The organism is Streptomyces toyocaensis (genome assembly GCF_000725125.1).
In the GTDB taxonomy this organism is placed as follows: domain Bacteria; phylum Actinomycetota; class Actinomycetes; order Streptomycetales; family Streptomycetaceae; genus Streptomyces; species Streptomyces toyocaensis.
Window position 1 is genome coordinate 736211 of the sequence record NZ_JFCB01000001.1, and the last position, 21641, is coordinate 757851.

20 protein-coding genes and 1 pseudogene are annotated in these 21641 nt (G+C 70.4%); 8 read left to right on the forward strand and 13 right to left on the reverse strand.

Annotated elements, in window-relative coordinates; translation table 11 throughout:
- Nucleotides 1–124 precede the first annotated feature (124 nt).
- From BU52_RS03130 to BU52_RS03145, 4 genes are read left to right on the forward strand one after another with little or no spacing between them, the layout of a single operon-like run.
- The gene (locus BU52_RS03130; protein ID WP_037927353.1) at nucleotides 125–1429 is read left to right on the forward strand and encodes an ABC transporter substrate-binding protein; all 1305 of its coding nucleotides are present in this window, start codon (nucleotides 125–127) and stop codon (nucleotides 1427–1429) included.
- Nucleotides 1430–1439: 10 nt separating this feature from the next.
- Nucleotides 1440–2396, forward strand: a complete 957-nt coding sequence (locus BU52_RS03135) for a carbohydrate ABC transporter permease (protein WP_037927357.1) — start codon at nucleotides 1440–1442, stop codon at nucleotides 2394–2396.
- Nucleotides 2393–3211, forward strand: coding sequence for a carbohydrate ABC transporter permease (locus tag BU52_RS03140; protein WP_037927359.1), 819 nt, complete (start codon nucleotides 2393–2395; stop codon nucleotides 3209–3211). Before BU52_RS03135 ends, BU52_RS03140 begins: the two co-directional genes overlap by 4 nt.
- Nucleotides 3208–5583, forward strand: coding sequence for a beta-xylosidase/alpha-l-arabinosidase (locus BU52_RS03145; protein WP_107061063.1), 2376 nt, complete (start codon nucleotides 3208–3210; stop codon nucleotides 5581–5583). Before BU52_RS03140 ends, BU52_RS03145 begins: the two co-directional genes overlap by 4 nt.
- Nucleotides 5584–5649: 66 nt before the next feature.
- Here BU52_RS03145 and BU52_RS03150 read toward each other — a convergent pair whose 3' ends face one another.
- From BU52_RS03150 to BU52_RS03160, 3 genes are all read right to left on the reverse strand, one after another.
- A complete protein-coding gene (locus BU52_RS03150) occupies nucleotides 5650–6390 on the reverse strand; it encodes a nitroreductase family protein (RefSeq protein ID WP_051857845.1) in 741 nt (246 codons plus the stop codon).
- Nucleotides 6391–6475: 85 nt separating this feature from the next.
- On the reverse strand, nucleotides 6476–8461 hold the full coding sequence (locus BU52_RS03155; RefSeq protein WP_037927363.1) for an N-6 DNA methylase: 1986 nt from the start codon (nucleotides 8459–8461) through the stop codon (nucleotides 6476–6478).
- A gap of 387 nt (nucleotides 8462–8848) precedes the next feature.
- Nucleotides 8849–9517: a hypothetical protein gene (locus BU52_RS03160; RefSeq protein ID WP_235216244.1), complete on the reverse strand. Its 669-nt coding sequence runs from the start codon at nucleotides 9515–9517 to the stop codon at nucleotides 8849–8851.
- A 109-nt stretch (nucleotides 9518–9626) separates the two neighbouring features.
- Between BU52_RS03160 and BU52_RS03165 the strand changes: the two genes are divergently transcribed.
- Both BU52_RS03165 and BU52_RS36110 read left to right on the forward strand, forming a co-directional pair.
- Nucleotides 9627–9947, forward strand: a complete 321-nt coding sequence (locus tag BU52_RS03165) for a hypothetical protein (protein ID WP_051857849.1) — start codon at nucleotides 9627–9629, stop codon at nucleotides 9945–9947.
- 302 nt (nucleotides 9948–10249) lie between these two features.
- A complete protein-coding gene (locus tag BU52_RS36110; RefSeq protein ID WP_235216245.1) occupies nucleotides 10250–11185 on the forward strand; it encodes a hypothetical protein in 936 nt (311 codons plus the stop codon).
- A gap of 19 nt (nucleotides 11186–11204) precedes the next feature.
- Here the strand turns inward: BU52_RS36110 and BU52_RS03175 are convergent, their stop codons facing one another.
- Both BU52_RS03175 and BU52_RS03180 read right to left on the reverse strand, forming a co-directional pair.
- Nucleotides 11205–11417 carry a DUF397 domain-containing protein gene (locus BU52_RS03175; protein WP_037927367.1) on the reverse strand — a complete coding sequence of 71 codons (213 nt, stop codon included), beginning with the start codon at nucleotides 11415–11417 and terminating at the stop codon, nucleotides 11205–11207.
- Nucleotides 11414–12271: a helix-turn-helix domain-containing protein gene (locus BU52_RS03180; RefSeq protein WP_051857851.1), complete on the reverse strand. Its 858-nt coding sequence runs from the start codon at nucleotides 12269–12271 to the stop codon at nucleotides 11414–11416. Before BU52_RS03180 ends, BU52_RS03175 begins: the two co-directional genes overlap by 4 nt.
- A gap of 135 nt (nucleotides 12272–12406) precedes the next feature.
- Here BU52_RS03180 and BU52_RS03185 point away from each other — a divergent pair, with 135 nt between their 5' ends.
- Nucleotides 12407–12739, forward strand: a complete 333-nt coding sequence (locus tag BU52_RS03185; RefSeq protein WP_037927371.1) for a hypothetical protein — start codon at nucleotides 12407–12409, stop codon at nucleotides 12737–12739.
- 56 nt (nucleotides 12740–12795) lie between these two features.
- Here the strand turns inward: BU52_RS03185 and BU52_RS03190 are convergent, their stop codons facing one another.
- Together BU52_RS03190 and BU52_RS03195 are read right to left on the reverse strand one after the other, a co-directional pair.
- Nucleotides 12796–13446 (reverse strand): response regulator, encoded by a 651-nt coding sequence (locus BU52_RS03190; protein WP_037927375.1) that lies wholly within the window; start codon nucleotides 13444–13446, stop codon nucleotides 12796–12798.
- The gene (locus tag BU52_RS03195; RefSeq protein WP_157847803.1) at nucleotides 13443–14624 is read right to left on the reverse strand and encodes a sensor histidine kinase; all 1182 of its coding nucleotides are present in this window, start codon (nucleotides 14622–14624) and stop codon (nucleotides 13443–13445) included. Before BU52_RS03195 ends, BU52_RS03190 begins: the two co-directional genes overlap by 4 nt.
- A gap of 155 nt (nucleotides 14625–14779) precedes the next feature.
- On the opposite strand from BU52_RS03195, the gene BU52_RS03200 reads away from it, so the two are divergent.
- Nucleotides 14780–15415, forward strand: a complete 636-nt coding sequence (locus BU52_RS03200) for a VanZ family protein (RefSeq protein ID WP_063829988.1) — start codon at nucleotides 14780–14782, stop codon at nucleotides 15413–15415.
- A 187-nt stretch (nucleotides 15416–15602) separates the two neighbouring features.
- On the opposite strand, the gene BU52_RS03205 is transcribed toward BU52_RS03200, so the two are convergent.
- The 6 genes and pseudogenes from BU52_RS03205 to BU52_RS36115 all read right to left on the reverse strand — a co-directional run.
- Entirely contained in the window at nucleotides 15603–17873 is a 2271-nt protein-coding gene (locus tag BU52_RS03205; protein WP_157847805.1) for an ATP-binding protein, read from the reverse strand.
- Nucleotides 17870–18793 (reverse strand): hypothetical protein, encoded by a 924-nt coding sequence (locus BU52_RS03210; RefSeq protein ID WP_037927381.1) that lies wholly within the window; start codon nucleotides 18791–18793, stop codon nucleotides 17870–17872. Before BU52_RS03210 ends, BU52_RS03205 begins: the two co-directional genes overlap by 4 nt.
- 33 nt (nucleotides 18794–18826) lie before the next feature.
- Nucleotides 18827–19666, reverse strand: coding sequence for a hypothetical protein (locus tag BU52_RS03215; RefSeq protein ID WP_037927384.1), 840 nt, complete (start codon nucleotides 19664–19666; stop codon nucleotides 18827–18829).
- Nucleotides 19667–19819: 153 nt separating this feature from the next.
- The gene (locus BU52_RS03220) at nucleotides 19820–20794 is read right to left on the reverse strand and encodes a tyrosinase family protein (protein WP_037927385.1); all 975 of its coding nucleotides are present in this window, start codon (nucleotides 20792–20794) and stop codon (nucleotides 19820–19822) included.
- Entirely contained in the window at nucleotides 20794–21180 is a 387-nt protein-coding gene (locus tag BU52_RS35515) for a hypothetical protein (RefSeq protein WP_037927388.1), read from the reverse strand. Before BU52_RS35515 ends, BU52_RS03220 begins: the two co-directional genes overlap by 1 nt.
- Before the next feature lie 249 nt (nucleotides 21181–21429).
- Nucleotides 21430–21551 (reverse strand): annotated as a pseudogene (locus BU52_RS36115) (VOC family protein); the annotation flags it as partial.
- Nucleotides 21552–21641 lie beyond the last annotated feature (90 nt).

The following is a 21641-nucleotide window of genomic DNA, read 5'->3' on the forward strand; positions in this document are numbered from 1 at the left end:
GCACCGGGTGTCGATAACGGTTTGGGTGAGTACCGACTCGACCGTTGACCGAAACTCCCGTCTGACCTACTGTCCCACGGCATGGACTTTCGGTGATGAAGCCGAAACTTTCGAAAGGCGAACGATGAAGACACGTGCGCGCTTGCCCAGACTGGTCGCCTGCGGTGCGACGCTCGCCCTGGCCCTGACCCTGACGGCCTGCGGTGACGGGGACGGCGGGGCGTCGGCGGACGACGGCAAGATCCATGTCCTGGTCTACGGGGACGCCACCAACAAGGTCGAGAAGCAGCTCGTCGACACGTTCAACAAGACGTCCGACGTCAAGGTCGTCCTCGACACCATCCCCGGTGCGGACTACCAGAAGAAGCTGCAGACGATCATCAGCACCCCCCAGGCCCCGGACGTCTTCTTCAACTGGGGCGGCGGCAGCATCAAGCCGTTCGTCAAGGCCGGCCTGCTGATGCCGCTGGACGACTTCATCAAGAAGGACCCGGGCCTGGAGAGCAACTTCCTGCCGTCCGTCTTCAACAACGCCGTCGTCGACGGCAAGCCGTACGGCATCCCGATGCGCGGCACCCAGCCGGTCCTGCTCTTCCACAACAAGGCCGTCCTCGACAAGGCGGGCGTCCAGCCGCCGAAGACCTGGGACGAACTGCTCGACGCCGTCGGGAAGCTCAAGGACGAGGGCGTCACGCCGATCGCGCTCGGTGGCGGTGACGTCTGGCCGACGCAGATGTGGTTCCAGTACCTCTTCGACCGCATCGCCGGACCGGAGCTGTTCGCGAAGGCCGTCGGGGGCGACAAGAGCGCCTGGGAGAGCGCCGACAGCAAGAAGGCCCTGAACATGATCAGGGAACTCGTCGACGCCGGCGCCTTCGGCAAGAACTACGACTCCGTGAAGTACACCAACGGCGGCTCGGTCCAGCTGGTGGCCTCGGGCAAGGCCGGCTTCGAGCTGATGGGCTCCTGGTACTACTCCCAGCAGCTCACGGACCACAAGGAGTTCGCCGAGAAGGACCTCGGCTACACCGCCTTCCCGACCGTCGCGGGTGGCAAGGGCGACCCGGGCAACGTCGCCGGCAACACCAACAACTACTACTCGGTGATGAAGAAGACCAAGCACCCCGAGGCCGTCGCCGAGTTCCTGAAGCTCATGTACTCCGACGAGTTCGTCAAGGCGCAGCTGGACATCGGCAACCTGCCGACGACGACCAACACCGACAAGTTCATCGAGACCACGGGGAACGCCGAGTACTCGCGCTTCCAGTACGACCTGGTCGCCGACGCCCCGTCGTTCCAGCTGTCCTGGGACCAGGCGTACCCGCAGAAGGCGAGCTCGGACTTGCACAAGGCCATCCAGCAGTTCTTCAACGGACAGCTCGACACGGACGGCTTCGTCAAGGCCATGCAGGCCCTCCCGACCGAGTGACGAACGGCTCATGACCACACAGATCACGAGCGCCCGGCCCGCCGCCGGACCCCGCAAGGGGTCCCGGCGGCGGCCGCCCGCCTCGTCCGCAACGACGGTGGGCCGCCCCGGCTTCGCCTGGGCGCTGCCCGCCGCAGTGTTCTTCGCCCTCTTCGCGATCACCCCGCTGATCATGGTCGCGGTGCTGTCCTTCATGAGCTGGGACGGCCTCAGCTCGCCCGAGTTCGTCGGCATGGACAACTGGTCGCGCCTCATGGACGACCCGGTGATGGTCAAGAGCATCTGGCTGACCCTGCTCCTGACCGTGCTCGGCGTGGTCGTCCAGACGCCGCTGAGCATCGTGCTCGGCGTCTGGGCCGCCGGCTACCAGCGCAACCGGGCCGTACTGTCCGTCATCTACTTCATTCCGCTGCTGCTGTCCGCGACGGCCGTCTCCGTGCTGTGGCGGGCGCTGCTCGACCCGAACTTCGGCATCCCGGCGGACGCCGCCTGGCTCTTCGGCGACGGCAACCTGTTCGGTGAGCAGGCCACCGCCATCGGGGTGCTGGCGTTCGTCAGCACCTGGCAGTTCACCCCGTTCCACACCCTCATCTACCAGGGTGCCGCCCGCGCCGTCCCCCACGTGCTGTACCAGGCGGCGGAGATCGACGGAGCGGGCCGCTACCGGCAGTTCTTCCACATCACCCTGCCGCAGCTGCGCAACGCGATGATCACCTCGATGATCCTGATGATCGTCGGCGGCCTGACCACGTTCGAGACGGTCCTCATCCTGACCCAGGGCGGCCCCGGCACCGACACCACCATCAGCGCCTACTACATGTACGACAAGGCGTTCAAGAGCTTCGACTACGGCACCGGCTCCGCCATCGCCCTGGTGCTGGTCGTCGCGGCCACGATCATCTCGCTGATCGTCGTCCGGGTCTCCGGCTACGACAAGATGCGCAGCTCCATGGAGGGTGTGTCATGAGGCGCCGACCGAACTACCTGGCCGGCGCCGGCTCCCTCTTCTGGCTCTTCCTGGTCGGCCTGCCGCTGTACGTGATGCTCGCCGCGACCCTGCGCACCCGCCAGGACTACGCCGAGAACGGCCCGGTCTCGCTCCCGGACAGCCTGACCCTGGACAACTACACCGGCGCCTTCGACTCGGGCTTCGGCCAGTACTTCGTCAACACGCTCGTCGTCACCGCCTGTGTGATCGGCATCGTGGTGCTGCTGGTCCCGCCGCTCGCCTACGCGATCGTCCGGAGCCGCGGCCGGACCACGTCGGCGATCTTCCGGCTGTTCCTCCTCGGACTCGCCATCCCCGCCCAGGCCGTGATCGTGCCGATGTTCTACCTGATCAGCGAGGCCGGGCTGTACGACAACCTGCTCGGCGTCATCCTGCCCACGGCCGCGTTCTGCCTGCCCATGTCGGCGCTGATCCTCAGCGGCGCGATGCGTGACATCTCCCCGGAGCTGTACGAGGCCATGGCCATGGACGGCGCCACCCCGCGGCGCATGTTCTTCCAGCTCGTGCTCCCGCTGTCCCGGGGCGGACTGTCCACCATCGTGGTCTTCTCCGCGCTCCAGGCATGGAACGGCTTCCTGTTCCCGCTCGTGCTGACCCAGTCCGACTCCACCAAGGTGGTCACCCTGGGCCTGTACAACTTCCAGACCGAACACGGTATCGACATCCCCGGTCTGCTGGGAGCCGTGGTGCTGTCCATGGTGCCCATCCTGCTCGTCTACCTGTTCGCCCGTCGCGCCCTGGTCCAGGGCCTGATGGGTGTCGGAGGAAAGTGACTGCCGACGTGGCCGTAGAGACCACCCCCGAAATCCCCCTGTGGAACGACCCCGACCGCCCCGTCACCGCCCGAGTCGAGGCACTCGTCGGCGCGATGACCCTGGACGAGAAGATCGCCCAGCTGTACGGCGTGTGGGTCGGCGCGTCCGCCAACGGCGGCGAAGTCGCCCCGCACCAGCACGACATGGAGGAGGCCGTCGACCTCGACGCGCTCCTGCCGCACGGACTGGGCCAGTTGACCCGCCCCTTCGGCACCGCACCCGTCGACCCGGCGCTCGGCGCGCTCTCCCTGCTGCGCACCCAGTCCCGCATCGCCTCGGCCAACCGCTTCGGCATCCCCGCCGTCGCCCACGAGGAGTGCCTCGCCGGCTTCGCCGCCTGGGGCGCCACCGCCTACCCCGTCCCCCTCTCCTGGGGCGCCACCTTCGACCCGGACGTGGTGCGCCGCATGGCCGCCGCCATCGGCCGCGACATGCGGTCCGTAGGCGTCCACCAGGGTCTCGCGCCCGTCCTCGACGTGGTCCGCGACGCCCGCTGGGGCCGGGTGGAGGAGACCATCGGCGAGGACCCCTACCTCGTCGGCACCATCGGCACCGCCTACGTCCAGGGCCTGGAGTCCACCGGGATCGTCGCCACCCTCAAGCACTTCGTGGGCTACTCGGCCTCCCGCGCCGGACGCAACCTCGCCCCCTCGCCGATGGGCGCCCGCGAACGGGCCGACGTCCTGCTGCCGCCGTTCGAGATGGCGATCCGCGAGGGCGGCGCCCGCTCCGTGATGCACTCCTACACCGACACCGACGGCGTCCCCGCAGCGGCCGACGAGAGCCTGCTGACCGGACTGCTCCGCGACACCTGGGGCTTCGGGGGAACCGTCGTCGCCGACTACTTCGGCATCGCCTTCCTCAAGACCCTGCACGGCGTCGCGGGCGACTGGGCGCAGGCCGCGGGCGCCGCGCTGAACGCCGGTGTCGACATCGAACTGCCCACCGTCAAGACGTTCGGCGCACCGCTCGCCGAGGCCGTCGCCGACGGCCGGGTACCGGAGGCGGTCATCGACCGCGCCCTGCGCCGCGTCCTCGCCCAGAAGGCGATGCTCGGCCTGCTCGACCCGGAGTGGAGCCCGGTGCCGCCCGCACTCGACGGCGCCGACCTGGACGACCCGGACGCCCTGCGCGGCAGGATCGACCTGGACGGGCCGGAGAACCGGGAACTGGCCCGCGAGGTCGCCGAGAAGGCGGTCGTCCTGCTCACCAACGACGGCACCCTGCCGCTCGCCCGGCCCCGCCGCATCGCCCTCGTCGGCCCCAACGCGACCGAGGCCACCGCCGTGCTGGGCTGCTACTCCTTCCCCCAGCACGTGGGCGTGCAGCACCCGGACGTCCCGGTCGGGATCGACCTGCCCACCCTGCGGGACACCCTGGCCGCCGAGTTCCCCGAAGCGGACATCACCGTCGCGCGCGGCACCGGCGTCGACGACGGGGACCTCTCCGGCATCGGCACGGCGGTGGACGCGGCCAGGGAGGCGGACATCGTTATCGCGGTCCTCGGTGACCGCGCGGGCCTGTTCGGCCGCGGCACCAGCGGGGAGGGCTGCGACGCGGAGTCCCTCGCCCTGCCCGGCACCCAGCAGCACCTGCTCGACGCGCTGCTCGACTCCGGCAGGCCGGTGGTGACCGTCCTGCTCGCCGGGCGGCCGTACGCGCTCGGCCGGGCCGTCACCGAGTCCGCGGCGATCGTGCAGTCCTTCTTCCCCGGGGTCGGGGGCACCGACGCGATCGCCGGCATCCTCAGCGGCCGCACCGCCCCCTCCGGACGGCTTCCGGTCAGCGTGCCGCGCGGCCCGGGATCCCAGCCGACCACCTACCTCGGCGCCCGGCTCGCCCAGGCCAGCGAGGTCTCCAACATCGACCCGACCCCGGCGTTCGGCTTCGGCCACGGTCTGACGTACACGACGTTCACCTGGAGCGACCTCGCCGTGGAGGCCGAGGAGGCGCCGACGGACGGCGAGTTCGCCCTCGCCCTCACCGTCCGCAACTCCGGGGACCGGTCCGGCACCGAGGTCGTCCAGCTCTTCCTGCACGACCCGGTCGCCTCCGTCGTCCAGCCGGTGCAGCGGCTCGTCGGCTACGCCCGTGTCCCGCTGGAGCCGGGTGAGGCGCGCCGCGTGCGCGTCACGGTCCCGGCCGACGTGGCGTCCTTCACCGGCCGCGACGGCCGCCGGATCGTCGAACCCGGGGCCCTGGAACTCCGTCTGTCCGCGTCGAGCACCGACGCGCGCCTGACGGCGACAGTGACCCTGACCGGCCCGGAACGCCGGGTGGACCACACCCGCCGCCTCCACGCGGCGTTCACACAGGAGCCGGTGGCGTAAGGACGGACCCGGCCTCCACCCGGCCGTCCGGGACCGCACCCGCGGTCCCGGACGGCCGCGCGCCGTCTACCAGCGGTCGCGGTGCACGACCTCCTCGACCGGACGGCGGCTCACCGGACCGAACCTGCCGCGCGGCCACCCCACCGGGATGGCCGCGAAGGTGTTCATGTCCTCGGGGATGCCGAGGACCGCCTTCCACTCGCTCTCCAGGAACAGGTGCCAGATGGTGATGTTGGCGGCCAGACCCAGGCCCCGCGCGGCGAGCAGCAGGTTCTGCACACCGGGGTAGACGCAGGAACCCTCCGCGAGGGCGGAGAAGCGTTCCTGGATCCGCGCCATGCGCTCCGTCGCCTCCGCCCCGAGCGCTTCGGCGTAGACGCGCAGCCCTTCCGGCTCGATCCTCGGCGCCGGGAACCGGTAGCAGGGGATGATCAGCGCAGGGGTCTCGGCGAAGTGGTCGCGCTGGTACTCGATGGCCGCGACCATGCGCGCGTAGGCGGCCTCGTCCATCCCCGCGGGGGCGTACTTGCCGGTCGTGGCGAGGTAGGCGTCCACGCACCGCTTCCACAGCGGCGCGAGTTCGGCCATGACCGCGGGGTCGGTGACGACGACGTACTCGTAGCGCTGCATGTTGCCGCCGCTGGGGCCCCAGACGGCGGCCTGTATCAGCCGGTCCAGGAGCTCGTCGGGCACCGGATCGGGCTTCAGGCGCCGCATGGCCCTCATCGTGGACATGGTCGCGAAGAGGGCCGGGTCGCCGGCGTCGTCGGCCGGCACGCCGGGGAGGGGGTGTTCGGTGGTCGTCATGATCGTGAGTGTAGGGACTGTGAAGAACCCCTGAACCGCTTCCCGTTGAAGTCACGCGACGGGTTGCGAACTCCCGACCGGCCAGTCAGACGTCGAGCGCGCCGGCCGCGAGCGTGTCGGACACGTCGTTCACCAACTCGCCGCCCAGCCCGGCGACATGACCGAGGCGGGCCTCGAATTCCCCGAGACTGCGGAAGACCTCGACGTACGCCGCCTGCTCGTCCAGGGGCAGCTGGAGTACCTGCAGGCGCCGGATGTCGACCCTCGACGAACTGGAGGCGTGGGTACCCGCCTGCCGTCCGTTGGAGGGCGCTCGCAGGCAGCCTGCCAGGAAGTGGGCGTCCAGCTTGGCCGGATCCACTCTGAGGGCGTAGAGCTGGGGCCCGAGAGCCGTCGGAGGTCCTTCGTGCACCCATGCCCGGAACGCCCGTACGACACCGGCGACCACGACATCGCCCTTCTCGACGACCGCGGGGGCCGATCCGGTGGCGACGCGTCCACTGGGAGTGCCGTCCGTCAGCAGGTCGGTGACGCTGAGGAGAGGCACGGTGTCTCCGCCGGACGTCACCGCGTCGTCCGGCGGCTGCTGCCCGGCGCGCAGCGACAGGGCACCGGCCTTGACGAGATCCCCGACGCCGACCGTGGTCTGCGGCCTACCAGTGTCGAACTCCAGTTCCGCCAGACGCCGGGCCCGACGGGCCAGGTCGGTCAGGATCGATCCCACTTCCTTCCAGGAAGCCGCGAGTTCCAGGCCGGACGGCTCGGTGCTCGCCGAGGTGTACCGTCCGGGCGTGACGTCCACCTCGTCGTCCAGGAGGTCGATGAGAGGTACGCGGACGCTGCCGTCCGGCAGTTCCGTCTCCGGATGGTCGAGGGCTTGCACGGCGGAGAGGACGAAAGCCTGGAGCGCCTCCCAACGGGGGCCGGTTTCCCGCGTGCCGGCGCGTGCGAAGCGCGTCGCGTCGACCAGGAGCGCGTCCTGGCCGGGCGTGACGGAGTCAGGACCGGCCGGAGGGCATCTGAGGACCCACAGCTGGAGCGAGACGCTGTGCGGCTGGGCGCTGCCGGGCGGCAGGGAGACCACGGCCCTGAGCACACCGGTCCGCAGCAGGGAGCCCCGGATCCGGCGGCCGGCCTTGCGTGAGGCGACTGCGGGCGGCAGGAGGATGACGGCGGTCCCGCCGGGCCTGAGGTGAGCCAGCAGATGCTGCACCCAGGCCAGCTCCGGCTCGGTACGCGGTGGGAGACCGTGTGTCCAGCGCTGGTCGGTGGCGAGTTCCTCGTAGCCCCAGTCGCGCTCGTTGAAGGGCGGGTTGCAGAGCGCGATGTCCGCCCGTGCCGCGGCGAACGGGTCCGCTCGCAGAGCGTCGGCCGTGGCGATCTCCGTACGGGCGTCGGACTCGTCCGCGACGAACGCCAGCCGGGCGGACGCCAGCGCGGCGAGAGCGGGATCGCGTTCACACGCCAGCACCGCCACGTTCCCGCCGGTGTACTCCTGCACGGCCGCGGCGGCCAAGTGCCCGGTGCCGCACGCCGGATCGAGGACGGTGAGCTCTTCGCCGGTCCCCTCGGCGCGGACGGCGAGCGCGATCCGCGCCATCATGGCCGCGAGCGGCGGGGGCGTCGTGCTGAGCTGGCGCACATGGGTCTCGAGCCACCGCTGGAGCAGAAACTCGAACGTCTCACGCGTTCCCTCGTCCTGCCCCAGTTTCGCCGCCTCGACCGCCAGGGCCTCGGCCTCCGTGGTGAGTTCCACCTGCGGGGTGTGGGTATGGGGGGAGCGCATACGGCGGGCCGCCTCGGCGATCGCCAGACCCGACTCGTCCCTGCTGCCCAGCGCCTCGAACCGGGGCCACAGGAGCTCCCGCCCCCCGATGGCGTCGAGCTTGCCGTTGTCGCGCAGCCACCGCTCGACCTCCGCCAGGGAGAACTGCGGACTGACGTCGGTGCCGCCGATACGGGTGGGGAAGGAGTCGTGACGCCGCCGCCAGTTGCTCACCGCGGCGCGCCCCACGCCGGCGATCCGGGCGATCTCGGCGAGGCTGACGGGCACGGAACCGGTGGTGCTCATCGACAGTCTCCGAGGTGCTGGGGCGCGTGAGAGCGGGTCGGCGGTGTACGGGTCTCCAGGCGGCTGTGCATGAGAGGCTACTACGCTCATTGACTGTGTTCACAGTGCAAATATCCGCATGCGATGTGCGGAACGTGTGGAGGACGGGAGAAATGAGGGGATGCGCGCCAGGAACGGTTCTCCTGGACCGCTACCCGCTCACAGCGGTGCTCGGCCGGGGGTGATGTGCAAGCGGTGCGACCGCCCGTTGAAGCAGCGCCGGTGGCGAAAGTACTGCAACCGCCGGCACGCGGTGAAGTACCGGGTGACGAGCTGGATCGATCAGCTGCTGGCCCACGGCTAGTGACGCGGCCGACGGCCGGACGCCCTGGTTGCCCGGAGGATCGGTCAGGTCTCCGGCAGTACGAGCCAGATCTCGGAGAAGGCGAGGCCGTGCTTACGCATCACCGCCCCGCAAGGGCAGCCCAACGTGGCCCGGTGCCAGTCGCAGGTCACTGTCCAGGGGCCGTCCTTGCCTCCGCACTCGGGGCAGCCGACGGTTTCGGCCGCCCATACATCCGGCGCGGGTCTGGTGTAGTGACGGAATCTGCCCGCATGACGGGCCTGCCAGGGCTCGACCGGCGGCGTGAGCGGGACGGCTCCGGGTGCGTTCGTCGCGGCCAGGGCGGTGAACAGTTCGGTCAGCTCGGGGAGCAGGGCTTCGCCTGCTTCGGTCGGCGGCGCCGCGTGTTCCGTCGTCCCCGGCACGATGCCATACCTCGGCGCCGCGGCCGCTCGGGGCGGATTCGGGGCCGCGTGCCAGGGCAGCAGGGCGCGGGCGACGGCGGCCAGGAGGGCGGCGGCAGCCGGGCTGACGGTACCGGCGTCGAGGTGGTGGACGGTGGTCCGGAGTATGCGTTGAAGCCGTCTGTCCCGGTCCGTCGCCCTGGTCCGTGCCACTGTGCCCCGCCGGGTCGGGAGCGGGGCGGTGAGGCGGGCGAGGACAGCTGTCACCGCCCCGGCGTCCGCCGGGGCCAGGCACCACTCGCCCGCGGCGAGGAGCTGCCGGGCCCTCACGGACTCCCGGGTGAGAGCACGTGTCGACGGGGGGTGTGCCGTTGTGTTCAGCGTCTGCTCCACATCTCTGGCCGAACCGTCCGATCGCCGCTCCGGCTACCCTCCCCGCATGGAGCAGGAGCATCCCCTCGTCCGCGACGTTTTCCCCGACCTTATCGCCGAGCTGGCCACCCTCTTGGAAGACGAGGGAGAGCGTGAGCTGGCCAGCTGCGTGTGGGATGTCCGTCTGGCCGCCATGTGCGACTGTGGCGACGACTTCTGCCAGAGCATCCACACGGCGGTGCACCAGAAAGGCACGCCGTACGGCGAGGGCCACCGATGCGTACCGCTCCTTCCTTCAGAGGGCATGTTGCTCCTTGATGTGGTGTACGGCCGGATCATGTACATCGAGAAACTGAACCGGGCACCCATGCGCAGCCGGAAGCCCTGACGTCCACGCCCCGCTGCGGAGGAGCTGTCCCGCGGGGCCGTCAGAGGGAAGCGGCGATGTTCTCCGTAGCCCACTGCGCGAAAGGTCTGGCAGGGGAGCCGGTGGCAGACGCAACCGTGGCGTGCCTGCTGCCGGGCCTGGCCCGACGCGAGTCGCGAAGACGGGGACACGTCTTCGGAGCCGTAAGACGCCCGTACGAAAACCCGTATGTCACCGCCCTCGCGGCCAGTAAGGTGGTGATCTTCGGGTGGCGTCGGCCTCCGGAGTTCCTGAGGTGACCGATCTCGATGACGCGTCGTTCGATGAGTGATCACACCGATGCCACGCTGCACGAGGCATGGAGCGTGCCCGCCGCCGACATCGCGCAAGGGCGCAAGGCACTGTGGTGGAGCGTCGGCCCGGCCGGGGAACTCTCGGTCCTGCTCGTCCACCGGCGGTACCTGGAACACATCCCCTCCATCAAGGGATGGGTCGGATGGATACCGAAGGGCACGTTCACCGGCGAGCTGGTCACCGTCACGGGACAGGAGGAGCGGCGCACCACGGTGGAGAACATCGGGGGCCGCCCCAGCCACCTGGCCCTGCTTCCGGACTCGCGGTTCCTGCTGGTGAGCGGACGTGCGCCACTGGACAGGACCAGCGGCCTCTGGGCACCGAACGCCGTGGTGTACTCCCCGTCGGGCACACCCGAGGGAGAGTTCTGCATCGGCGACGACATTCCCGCCCTCGTGACCGACCGCCACGGGCGGGTCTGGACGGCCTACGGAGACGAAGGCATCTACGGGGGGCACCCCGAGTCCGGGGCCGGCCTCGCGGGCTGGGACACCGACGGCCGCGCGATATGGGGTCCGGAGGGGCGACTGCCCAGTCACCCACTGGAAGGCTGCACGGCCGCGACCGACGGCGACCAGGTGTGGCTGGTCTGGTACGCGGGCGGCAGACACGGCACCTTCCTCACCCGCGTCACCCCGTCCACCGGCGAAGTGACGACCTACCCCAGCCCTGTCCGCGACCCGGACGGGTTCGCGTTCCGCGGCCACCGGGCGGTACTGACCCGCCGCCACCACAACCAGCGCACCGTCGAACTCACCCGCGCCGAACTCGACGGCATCACCTGGACGGTGACCGATCACCGCGTACTCGACGTTCCCGGCCGGGTCGTCGTCCGCTGCGGTCAGGGGCGCGAGGGAACGCTCTGGCTCCGCACCGGCGACACCTGGCTGCGCATCGAGGCGTGAAAGGCTGAACGCGCCGGGACTACCGGGCAGCGTGCGTCACGAACGCAGCCCACTCGTCCCGGCCGACCCGCAGCACGAGCCCGCTGCCCACGGCCTTGGAGTCCCGCACGTACACGGCACCCGCGCAGGCGGCCACGGCCACCTCTACACAGTCCCCGCCGTTGGTTCCGCTGTGGCTGCTCTTGAACCAGACGAGGTCGCCGGGCTGCTCAATGTGCTGGTCGATGCTCATAGCTCCCCTGCCAAGCGCTCGATGAACCTGGCAGACTCCTCGGTGTTGAGGGCCTGTGAGCGCAGCATTCCATACTGGAGGCAGAACTCGCTGACCTCGTTTCGGTCCGAGCGGATGTTCACGATCCCTTGCGCCTCGATGGACACGAACTGCCGCCGTTCGACGGTCTCCAACAGAACCATCTGGCCGTTGAGCCCGCTGTGCGCGGCATGCTTCGTGGGCATTACCTGGATCTCCACGTTTCGCATGCGGGTGCAGTCCCACAGGCGCGCGAGTTGTTCCCCCATGACGGCTCTGCCTCCCACCATCCGCTGGAGAGCGCCCTCTTCGAGGATGAACGAGAACACGACGCACGGGTTCTTGCGCGTCAACAGGGACTGCCGGGCGAGCCGGGCGGTGAGATGCTGCTCGATGGCTTCTTCTTCGAGCGGCGGGAAGTGCGCTTCCAGGAGTGCCCGGGCGTACGCCTCCGTCTGCAACAGTCCCGGCACCAGCATCGGGTCGTACGAGAAGCGGCTGACCGCCTCCGCCTCCAGTGAGGCGAAGTCCTGGAAGAACAGCGGAAGTTTGGCCCGGTCCACGTCACCTTGGAGCACCCGCAGCGCCCCGCCCGCCTCCAGCACCCGCTCCGCGGCCTCCGTGAAGGCCGCCTTCGCCGGTCTCCGCCCCTGCTCGACGGAGGCGACCTGCTCCAGCGAGTAGTCGATCGCCTCGGCGAGGGCCTGCTGGGCGAGGCCGGCCCGCTCACGGAAGAGGCGGACGAGCTTGCCGTAGGCGCTCCAGGCCGCCGGACGCTCCTTCTCCGGTCCACGTCGGCCGGTGATACCGCATTCCCGCTGGGTGGTCCTGACCATCGCGCCCCCTGGTTCCGCACAGGTTCCGTCGTGACCGGTAACGGCGGAACCGGCGTTCGGGCCACGTGCACGGACCCGTACGGCGGCCGTACAAACGCGTCGAACTGCGCGCAGGCCGCCGCCTACCCTTGCCGGATGAGCCACGGGAAGACCTCCTACGTCTGCCTGCCCTGCCGGGCCTCCTACAAGCAGCCCTACGACAGGGACAGGCCGCACAGGACCTGCCCCCGCTGCGCGGAACCGCTCATCCACGTGGGGTCGGCGTTCGCGGCGCCCCCGCGCCGGGACATCGCGGCCTGGCGAGCGCTGTCCGTTCTCCTGCACGCCGGGGTCCGCTTCCACAGCAGCTGTTGCGGCGGGCCCGGGTACCGTCCGCGCACCCTGAGGGAGGTACGCGAGCGGATGGCCTACGCCCGTCGCACGGGGGAGCCCTTCGCCAGGGCGCTCGTACGCTACGACGTGCCGTGACGGAGAACAGCTCCACGTGCAGCCGGTGAGGATCGGGGCCGTCGTGCGTGGCTCGGTCAGCGGGCGAGCCCGCACTCCCAGGCCCACGCCGCTATCTCCACCCGGTTGCGGGCGCCGAGTTTGCCCTGGATGTTGGTGAGGTGGGTCTTCACCGTGCCCACGCTGATGTGCAGGGCGGCGGCGACCTCCGCGTTGGTGTGCCCGCGGGAGACGAGGGCGGTGACCTCGGTCTCGCGCTCGGACAGGGGCGAGGAACGGACCGGGCCGGCAGCGGCGGCGGGGCGTGCGAACCGCTGGAGCAGGCGGACGGTGATGGAAGGGCTGATGAGGGCCTCGCCGGAGGCGGCGGAGCGGACGGCCTCAGCCAGCAGACGGGGGCCCGCGTCCTTGAGGAGGAAGCCGCAGGCGCCGTGGTGCAGGGCCTGGTGGACGTACTCGTCGTCGTCGAAGGTCGTCACCATGACGACCTTCGGGGTGTGCGGGGCCCCGGGCCGGTACAGGTGCCGCAGCGCCTCGATGCCGTTCAGCCGCGGCATGCGGATGTCCATGAGGACGACGTCGGGGCGGTGCAGGTCGGCCTGCTGGATCGCGGCGACCCCGTCGGCGGCCTGGGCGACGACCTCGATGTCGTCCTCGGCCGACAGGATCATGGCCATGCCGGTACGGACGATCGTCTGGTCGTCCGCGAGGAGGACACGGATGGTCATCGGAGAGCCTGCCGCAGAGGGAGGGGGAGTTCGAGTGCGACGTGCCAGCCGGCCCCGGGGCCGGGGCCAGCGGTCAGCGTGCCCCCGGCGGCGACGGTGACCTCGCGCAGGCCGCGCAGCCCGTAGCCGGTGCCGGCGGACGGACGGTGGTGTCCGTCGTCGGTGATCCGCGCGGTCACCCGGCGGCGGGAGACGTCCAGGTGCACGTGTGCGGTGGTGCAGTCGTGGGCGTGCTTGCGGATGTTCGTCAACGCCTCCATGACGACGCGTTCCACGAGGCGGGCGGCGTCCGCGGGGAGGCCGTCGACCGGGCCGGTCTCGGTGAAGCCGACCCGGGCTTCGGGGAGCCGGCAGCCGGCGACGAGGGCGCGGACGGCGTCCGTGCCCGGTGACCGGGTGTCCGGGGCGGTGTCCTCGCGCAGGGCGCCGACCATCCTGCGCATGGCGGTCAGCGCCTCCGCCCCGGTGGCCTCGATCAGTTCCAGGGCGTCGCCCACCGCCTGGGGCTTCCTGGCCGCGACGGCACGGGCGCCCTGTGCCTGGAGCACGATGCCCGAGATGTGGTGGGCGACGAAGTCGTGCAGGTCGCGGGCGAAACCCAGGCGCTGTTCGAGTCTGATCCGCTCCTCGCGCTGCCGACGGGAGGCGGCGACCAGACGGACGGTGAGGCCGGAGGCCAGGGCGCCGCCGGCCACCAGCGTCAGGACGAGCGCGACGATGCTGCTGCCCTCGTCCACCTCGATCACCAGCGGACGCAGGATGACGGCGGCCATCAGCAGCGGCAGAGCGACAGCGGTGCCGACCGGGGAACCCCGCCGCGCCGTCACGTGCAGCAGCACCATCAGAGCCGTCGGCTCGAACAGGGTGTAGGCGTCGGAGGCCTGGTCCAGGACCGGACCGCCGCTCGCCGCCACGCGCAGTGCGACCGAGCAGGCCAGCGACACCAGGGCCGTGCCGCTTGCCGCCCACGCCAGCACCGCGGGGGACGACTTGATCACCACGGCCGGGAGGACGACGGCCGCCGCCGCGGCCGTCGACAGGAACAACGTGACCCCGGTGCCCTGGCTTCGGAGGGTGCCGGTGTCGACGTCGGTCAGCAGGGCCGCTGCGAGGAGGCAGAGCAGCAGGGCGCTGACGGCGAACCGGCCGGCGGCCGGCGCGCGCAGTGGTCTGAGCATGGTGAGCACCCTAGCCGCGCGCGGCACCGGGTCCCTCTGCCGAAAGTCGTAGCCATCCACCGGGCAATGGGTCCTTCGGGAGATCCGCCGGGACCGGCCCGGAAGGAGGCTGAAGCACGTCAGCACCGCTCGCTCCGACCGAAGGACCAGCCCTCATGGACATGCGCTTCCAGGTGGACTCCGCACCCGTTCTCGGCCCCGCGCTCGTCCTGTTCGCGACCGGCACCGTCATCCGGGTGAGGCGTGGGGTCTGGGACAAGCGCCGCGGTCTGCTGCGGCTGGCCGCCGCCGTCTACGTCGCCGCCGTGCTGTCCCTGACGGTCTTCCCGCTGAACGTGACATGGGGCGAGTACGCCAACCAGGCCCCCTGGATCGGCCAGATCAACTTCGTCCCGCTGCTCACCGCGGACGTCACCATGGTGCCCAACGTCATCATGATGGTGCCGGCCGGCTTCCTGCTGCCCCTGCTCTTCCGGAACGCCACTTCAGCGTCGCGGGCGACCCTGATGACGGCGGCGGCCAGCCTGTCCGTGGAAGCCGCCCAGTTGTTGTCGTACATCGTCCTGGACAACGGTCGCTCCGTGGACGTCAACGACCTCCTCGCCAACACGCTCGGCGGGCTCGCCGGCTACGCCCTGGTGACCCTCGCCCTGCGCGTGCCGGCCCTGCGCGGGACCCTCCTCGCGGCCGCGCTGCCCCGCTCCGCCGCGTCGCGGGCCGACCGCCGGCGGGCGGCTACCGCCGACGGCACCGAGGAGGCCCCGATCGCGGGTCCCGCCGTCCGCCCTTGACACCGGCGGGCCCCGCTTCCTCGCGGGGCCCGGCACGGCGGTCGTCGGGAGGGCGAGCTCGGTACGCCCGACCGCCTCCCAGCCGCCCACGGTGCCGGACGAGGTGGGCGATGAGAGACACCGCGCGCCGTCGCGGCCAGGGCGGGTTCGCACACCGTGCCGGGGCGACCTGTGCGGTCCCGCCGCGCTAGTAGTAGTAGGACTGACACAGGTCGTAGACGTCACGGGCGAGGCTGCGGAGGCTGAGGACGAGCAAGTGGGGCGTGTTCCGGTCGGCCAGGCTTCCCCGACTCGTCGGATGCGCCCCCTGCCAGAGCTCGTTCAGCGGTCCGAGCTGCTCCAGCATGTCCGCGTTGCCGTCAGTGAGGCGGTCGTAGGTGCTGCAGAGCTGTCCGAGGGAGTCCGACGCGGCCCTGTGCCTTTCCTCCGGCGTCCTGTCGAGCAGGCGGTTGACCGCGTCGCGGAAGCCGCTCAAGGTCCGTTCCTGCAGATACAGCGCGCCGAGTGCCCTGGTGAGGGACGTATGCACCGACGGTGGCCCGTAAGGGTCATCGCTGCCGTCGAACAGTGCGTCGACGGACGTCTCCAGTGCTTCCCGCCACGTCTGCAGTTCCAGCGCCGACTGCCGGAACCGCAGGGCTACCGTCGGCGGCAGCGAGATGTCCGCCTGTGCGTTCATCGTCCCCGCGGCGGCGCCGAAGGCGCGTTGGACACCGCGGGCTACGGCCCTCTCCAGCATCGCGGGAGAGGTCAGACGGCTGCCCATCTCGTCGAGCGAGCCTCGCACACTGGACGTCTGGCGCATCAGCTGGGCCATACGGTTCTCGATCAGCGAGATCCGGTCGTCGTTGAAGGTGGCTTCCAGCCGCTGCATGAAGCCCTTGACGGCCGCTGCGAAGTCTTCCGGGAAGCGCCGGGGCGAGTAGGTGAAGACCCGGGCGAACTCGCTGGTCACGGTGTCGGCGAGCTGTCCCGCGAGATAGCCGTTCACGACGAGGACCACGAAGGACGATGCCGTGGTCGCCGCGAGCACCTGCTCGCCCTGTTGGGCCACTCGCAGTGCCTCCTCCTCGTTGAGGATGGACTGAGTGACGACGACGCCGAGCCCCGTGCCGTTGTCACCGACCGGCAGCCAGAAGGTCACCTGGGTGCCGTCGTCCTCACCGAGGCGGTGGTCGGGTTCGAAGGCCCAGCCGCCGCTGTCGAGGACGCGGACGATCTCGGCACGCACGTCCTGCGGCGAGGAGACCTCGAATTGGTCGCGTGCGACTTCCCGGATCATGGCCCGGGTGATGTCGGTGCCGGCCGCCGCGCCGGCCTGGTAGGCGTGATAGCAGAGCCGGATGACCTTGCGGGCGTTGCCCCCGGCCAGTTCCACGAGGTAGGCGATGACCTCGTCGCTGAACGGGCGCAGACCCGCGTCGGTGCCGCTTCGGCCCAGCGAGTACCTGATGTACTGCCTGGCGTCCTCGAAGGACAGCGCGGTGGGCCGGACCAGGCAGGAGATCCTCTGCTGGGCGTCCGGCGGCAGGATCTCCATGAAGTCGGGCAGACCACTGAGGATCAGCAGCGAACGGGTCTGCGCGAAGACTTCGAGCAGCTTCTTGAAGGCGAGTACCGACCCCTCGTGCCGGGCGCTCCGTGTTCCGCGCGACAACACCTTCTCGAACTCGTCGACGGCCAGGACGAAGCGGTGCCCCTGCCTGCCGTACAGGAACGCGAACACGCCGATGGCCTCGAGCGCGGAAATGTCGTTGTCGATCGTGCGCTCGACCCCCCGCTCCTTGAGGGCGGGGTCGGCGGGATGGCCGGCCAGCCACTCCCAGACCGCGGCCTCGAACTCCGGCCGCAGGAAAAGGGCCAGGGCCGTGCCGAAGTCGGCGTGCTCGGTGATGTGCCCAAGGCGCGCCTGGAGTTCCTGCAGGAACGTCGATTCACGCAGTCCCAGCCTGCGGACCACGTCCTGAGGGCTGAGCTGCCGCTCCCGCAGCAGCCGTGCGGCGTCCGAGGTGAGAGGCGAGTCGGTCAGCTCGTCGGCAACGATGTCCGCGTAGTACTCGGTCACCCGCCGTCGCACGTCGGCCTTGTCGAGCTTGCGGAAGAAGCGTTCCTTGTAGAGCGCCAGGAACGTGTCGGCGGGCGCGTCGACGTAGAGCGTGTGCACGGTCTCGTCCCCGCCGCTCAGCACCTGTCGGAGCACTTCGACGGTCAGATGCGTCTTGCCCGTCCCGTATTCGCCGACCACGGCGATCACATGGCCGGTGCCACTCGCGTCCGGCTGATCGGTTCCCGTCTCCGGGGAGCGGAGGAAGCCGCGTACGTAGTCGACAGCCTGGCGCAGTGCCGGGGTCTCGATGCTGAAGTCGGGTCCGTCCGAGGCGGAGTGCCTGGCCACCGCGGAGACGGGGAACGGATTGGAACCTCTTAGGTCCTGGAGGTGGTGGGGGCCGGCGCTCATGACAACATCGCCTTCGCTGCGTAGTACTCGGTGAAGTCCGCGTAGGTGATGCTGCTGCTGTGTGCCCGGATCGCGGAGTCCAGGACGTGTTCGCAGGTGATCTGAAGTTCGCGGATGGTGGTGCGGCCGCGGCCGCTGATCCGTGTCCGCATGAACCGCGCGATGGTCGATTCGTCGATCGCGGGCACCGCGTGCCCGGTGGCGGCGGCGAGGGCCAAGCGATGGCTGACGAAGCTCCAGCCGTCGCTCTCGTCGAGCGTGCCGACCTCGAAGTGGGCGACGGGTTTCGCCCCGGAGGCGCTCAGCGAGGAGGCGGCGTGGGCCACCGAGTCGTACGACGACTCACAGAAGAACAGCAGACTCCGCTGGGACAGCCGCACATACTGCTGAACCTCGTCGACCAGCTCGGACGGCGGGAGCAGGACGAGCAGGGCGAGACTCTTGGCGCGGAGCACCCGGGAGAGGTACGGGTACAGTGTCGCCGCGTCTTCGCGTCGCTTGTCCAGCCCCTCCAGCTCTCCGGCGCTGAAGTCACCCGAGAACTCCAGCTCGTCCAGGAGCCTGCTGACCACGTGCCGGACGCGCGTCGGAGTGTCGTCGCCCGGCCGTCCGTCGGCCGTCAGATCGACGATGTGCACCTTGAGCGGGGCGTACCGTCCCTCGAGGAAGTCCCGCGTCCAGTGGGCGGCGCGATGCATCCAAGCGGTCTTCCCGCACCCCTCGGGACCGGTGATGAGAGCGACCTTGCCTGCCTGCCGGAGGTCCGGGTCCTCCCGAAGATGCGTCACGTACGCGTTGTACGCGTCCTCCGAGTGGTCGACCGGTGCGTACAACGCGTCGTGTGCGGGCGTCTCCCACGGGCACAGGGGACGATTGTCGGCCGGGGTGCGGTCCGGCACGGTGAAGGGGTTGGGCATCATCTCTCCGACTGTTCCTGGCCTGCGACGTCACTGTCAGCGAACGGGACACGAGGGGGAGGCGGGAGCGTCCCGCCTCATCCGGCGGCGTGGGCCGGGAGTCAACTCCTGCACCGCGGTGGCGATCCGTTCCACGTCCGACTCCAGGGCGCCGAGCAGCGCACCGAGGCGCTCCACACGGTCCTTCAGACGCCCGACCGTCCGGTCGGCCTGCCAACCGTCCGTCAGCTCGAAGCGGTAGCGCGGCCCTTCGAGATCGCTGACCAGCTGGGCGGCGAACCCCCACTCACCCCGGCCTGCCGTCGCCCGGCGCAGCGTCGTGACCAGCTGACGGCGTGCCGCGTCGAGGGCGGTGGAGGAGGGCCGGGCACCGACCGCCGTCTCCGACCATGCGGCGGCGTACGACGACACGGTGTCCCGGAAGGCGCCCGACGCCGCTCTGATCCCGTTCGCGTCGGCGAGTCCGCGTTCCCGCGTGCTCCTGAACTCGGCCGAGCCCACGGTGAGTGCGGCTCCGACGAGCAGGGGCAGCAGCCAGGTCAGGAAGCCGGGGGAGGCGGGGGACGACGGTTGGGCCCCCTGCGCGAGTCCCACCGCCTTGACGTGGGCCGCGCAGGCGCGCCGGAAATCGGCCTGCTCGCGTTTCTGCCACGCCTCCAGACCCAGCGACTCGGCGCCGCCGCCGGTCGGATCGATCGTCGTGCCGGTGCTACCGGGCGCTGCCAGACCGAGGGCGACGGCCGCGTCGACGACACCCTGACGCCCGGCGCCCGTCAGACAGAACACCTTCTCGGCGTCGCTCGGTGATGCGGCCCAGGCCGTGCCCTGCCCCAGTACGCACGCCAGCAGCAGCGCCGCGCACGGTATCAGCAGCACGGATTTCCGCACGCGACAGCCCCCCACCGCTCGATGCGCTGATCAATCGGCTAAGAGGCTACCGGGTGGGCCGGGATGGTCCGGCCCGGACGCCGAAACCTTCCCCCGGGACCGTGGGGAAGCCGTCGCATCCGTTGGGTCCGGAACGCCGGTTCAGGGGACGACGTCGTAGGTGAACAGGGCCGTGTTGTCGAGAGTCGTCCGAGGAGTGGCACCGGCGCCCAGGGGCGAGATCAGGGGGTCGTCGATCCGATGGCCCAGCAGGTCCGCCGACTCCGCCATCGAGGGCAGGTACGTCCGTCCGTGACGGTTCATCCAGCCCTCCCACAGCCGGTCGACATTGGCGTGGTGCAGGTAGAAGACCGGGTCGTTGGGCGACGAGGCCGGCGCCATGTCACCGCCGATCCAGCGGTGCACCTGGTTGTGCAGCCCCGTCCCGGTGAATCCCTCCAGCCGGCTGCGGAACCCGCGGGAGTTCGCGAGCCAGGGAGCGAAGTCGTAGGTGGCGAGATCGGGGTCGCCGAACGGTGCCGGCAGCGTGTTGTACGCGGCGCCCACGTCCAGGGCGTTCGGAAGGGTGGGGGATCCACTGGCGAAGGCGCGGCGCAGGCCCCGGTCCGTCTGGCGCAGGTTGACGTTCGGCCCCGAGTCCAGCCGTACCCGGAAGCCGTTCGGGTCACCGGGGTTGAACGCGAACGGCCCGTCGTTCACCGGGTCGCCCTGGCCGCCCATGAAGTCCGGCTTCCAGATCAGCGCGGTCTCCGGGGAGGGCAGCGACCCGTCGATCGACCAGTCCCAGTAGGGGAGTCCGAAGCCGGGATCGCCGAGGACCCTCTGGAGGTGCGCCTCGAAGAGATTGAGCATGAACCGGTGCCACGGGAGGAAGACCGGACCCCGGTGCGCGGCGTTGCGGATGTTGGTGTCCCCGTTCGGGGGGACGGGAGTCATCATGGCCCTGTAGTGCCAGATGACGAACAGGTCGTAGGTCCGCACCGGTGCGGGCGGCCCCGGAATGCCGAAGGCGGTGGTCTTCAGCGTCGAGTCCTCCCGCTTGAGGCGCAGGACACCCTCGATGAAGGCGTCCCGGACGGCGGGGTTCGTGATGATGTTCTTGCGTACGACGGCCATCAGGAGCCTCCCTCGTCGCCCGTCCGGTTCTCGTGGTGCGGCGGGTGACCGTCGTGGTCGTCGTCGGCGGGGCGGACGCCGCCCGGGAAGTCGTCGGGGAAGTTGCCGATCAGTGCCCGGATGGTCTCCGTCGCGGACAGGAACTCGTAGGTGGGCAGGGCGTGGCAGTGGACGTGGCCGTCGTCCGACACGACGAGCGGAGCGGTGAGCTGCGCGCCGTCCACCGTGACCTCGTACGTCGTCCTGATCATGATGTGGTGCCCCTGGAACACGTCGGTGCGCACGCTCGTCAGGGGGCCGTGGTGGTGCGGTGGTTCGGGCAACGCCGACAGGTAGTTGCCCAGCGTCGCCGGGTCAGCGGCCGCGGCCAGTTCCTCGGGGGTCACAGGAGGCCCTCCTGAGCTCGAAGGGGGCGACGGATTCCGGGATACACGTCCTTCCCCTGCTGAGAGTTTCGGAGCGAGCCGGTCCGGCCGCACGCCGGGCACGGCCGAACAGGTGCCCCGCGGTGCGACCGGCCGGGCGGAGCCGGGTTGTCGGGGCTCACTGCGGCGATCGTCACGGACGCCGTCGGTGGCCCTTCCGAGGAGGTGGTCGTATCGCGCCCGGGTTGGCCAGCACCTTTTCGCGCAACCGTCCCAGGTGGCGAAACCCTCCGGCGGCGGTACGAAGTACCCGGCACCTCGTACCAGGAGCGCGCCAGGCGCCCGGGTTCCGCACAGTCGAAGGTGACGTGGAACTGCCTGATCGACGGCATCGACGCACTCTCAGGGAAACCGAAACCCCCTGCCTCTCGCCCGGCTGCCGGTGAAGTCCGGCCCCTGTGAGCGGGGAACGCGGCCCTATA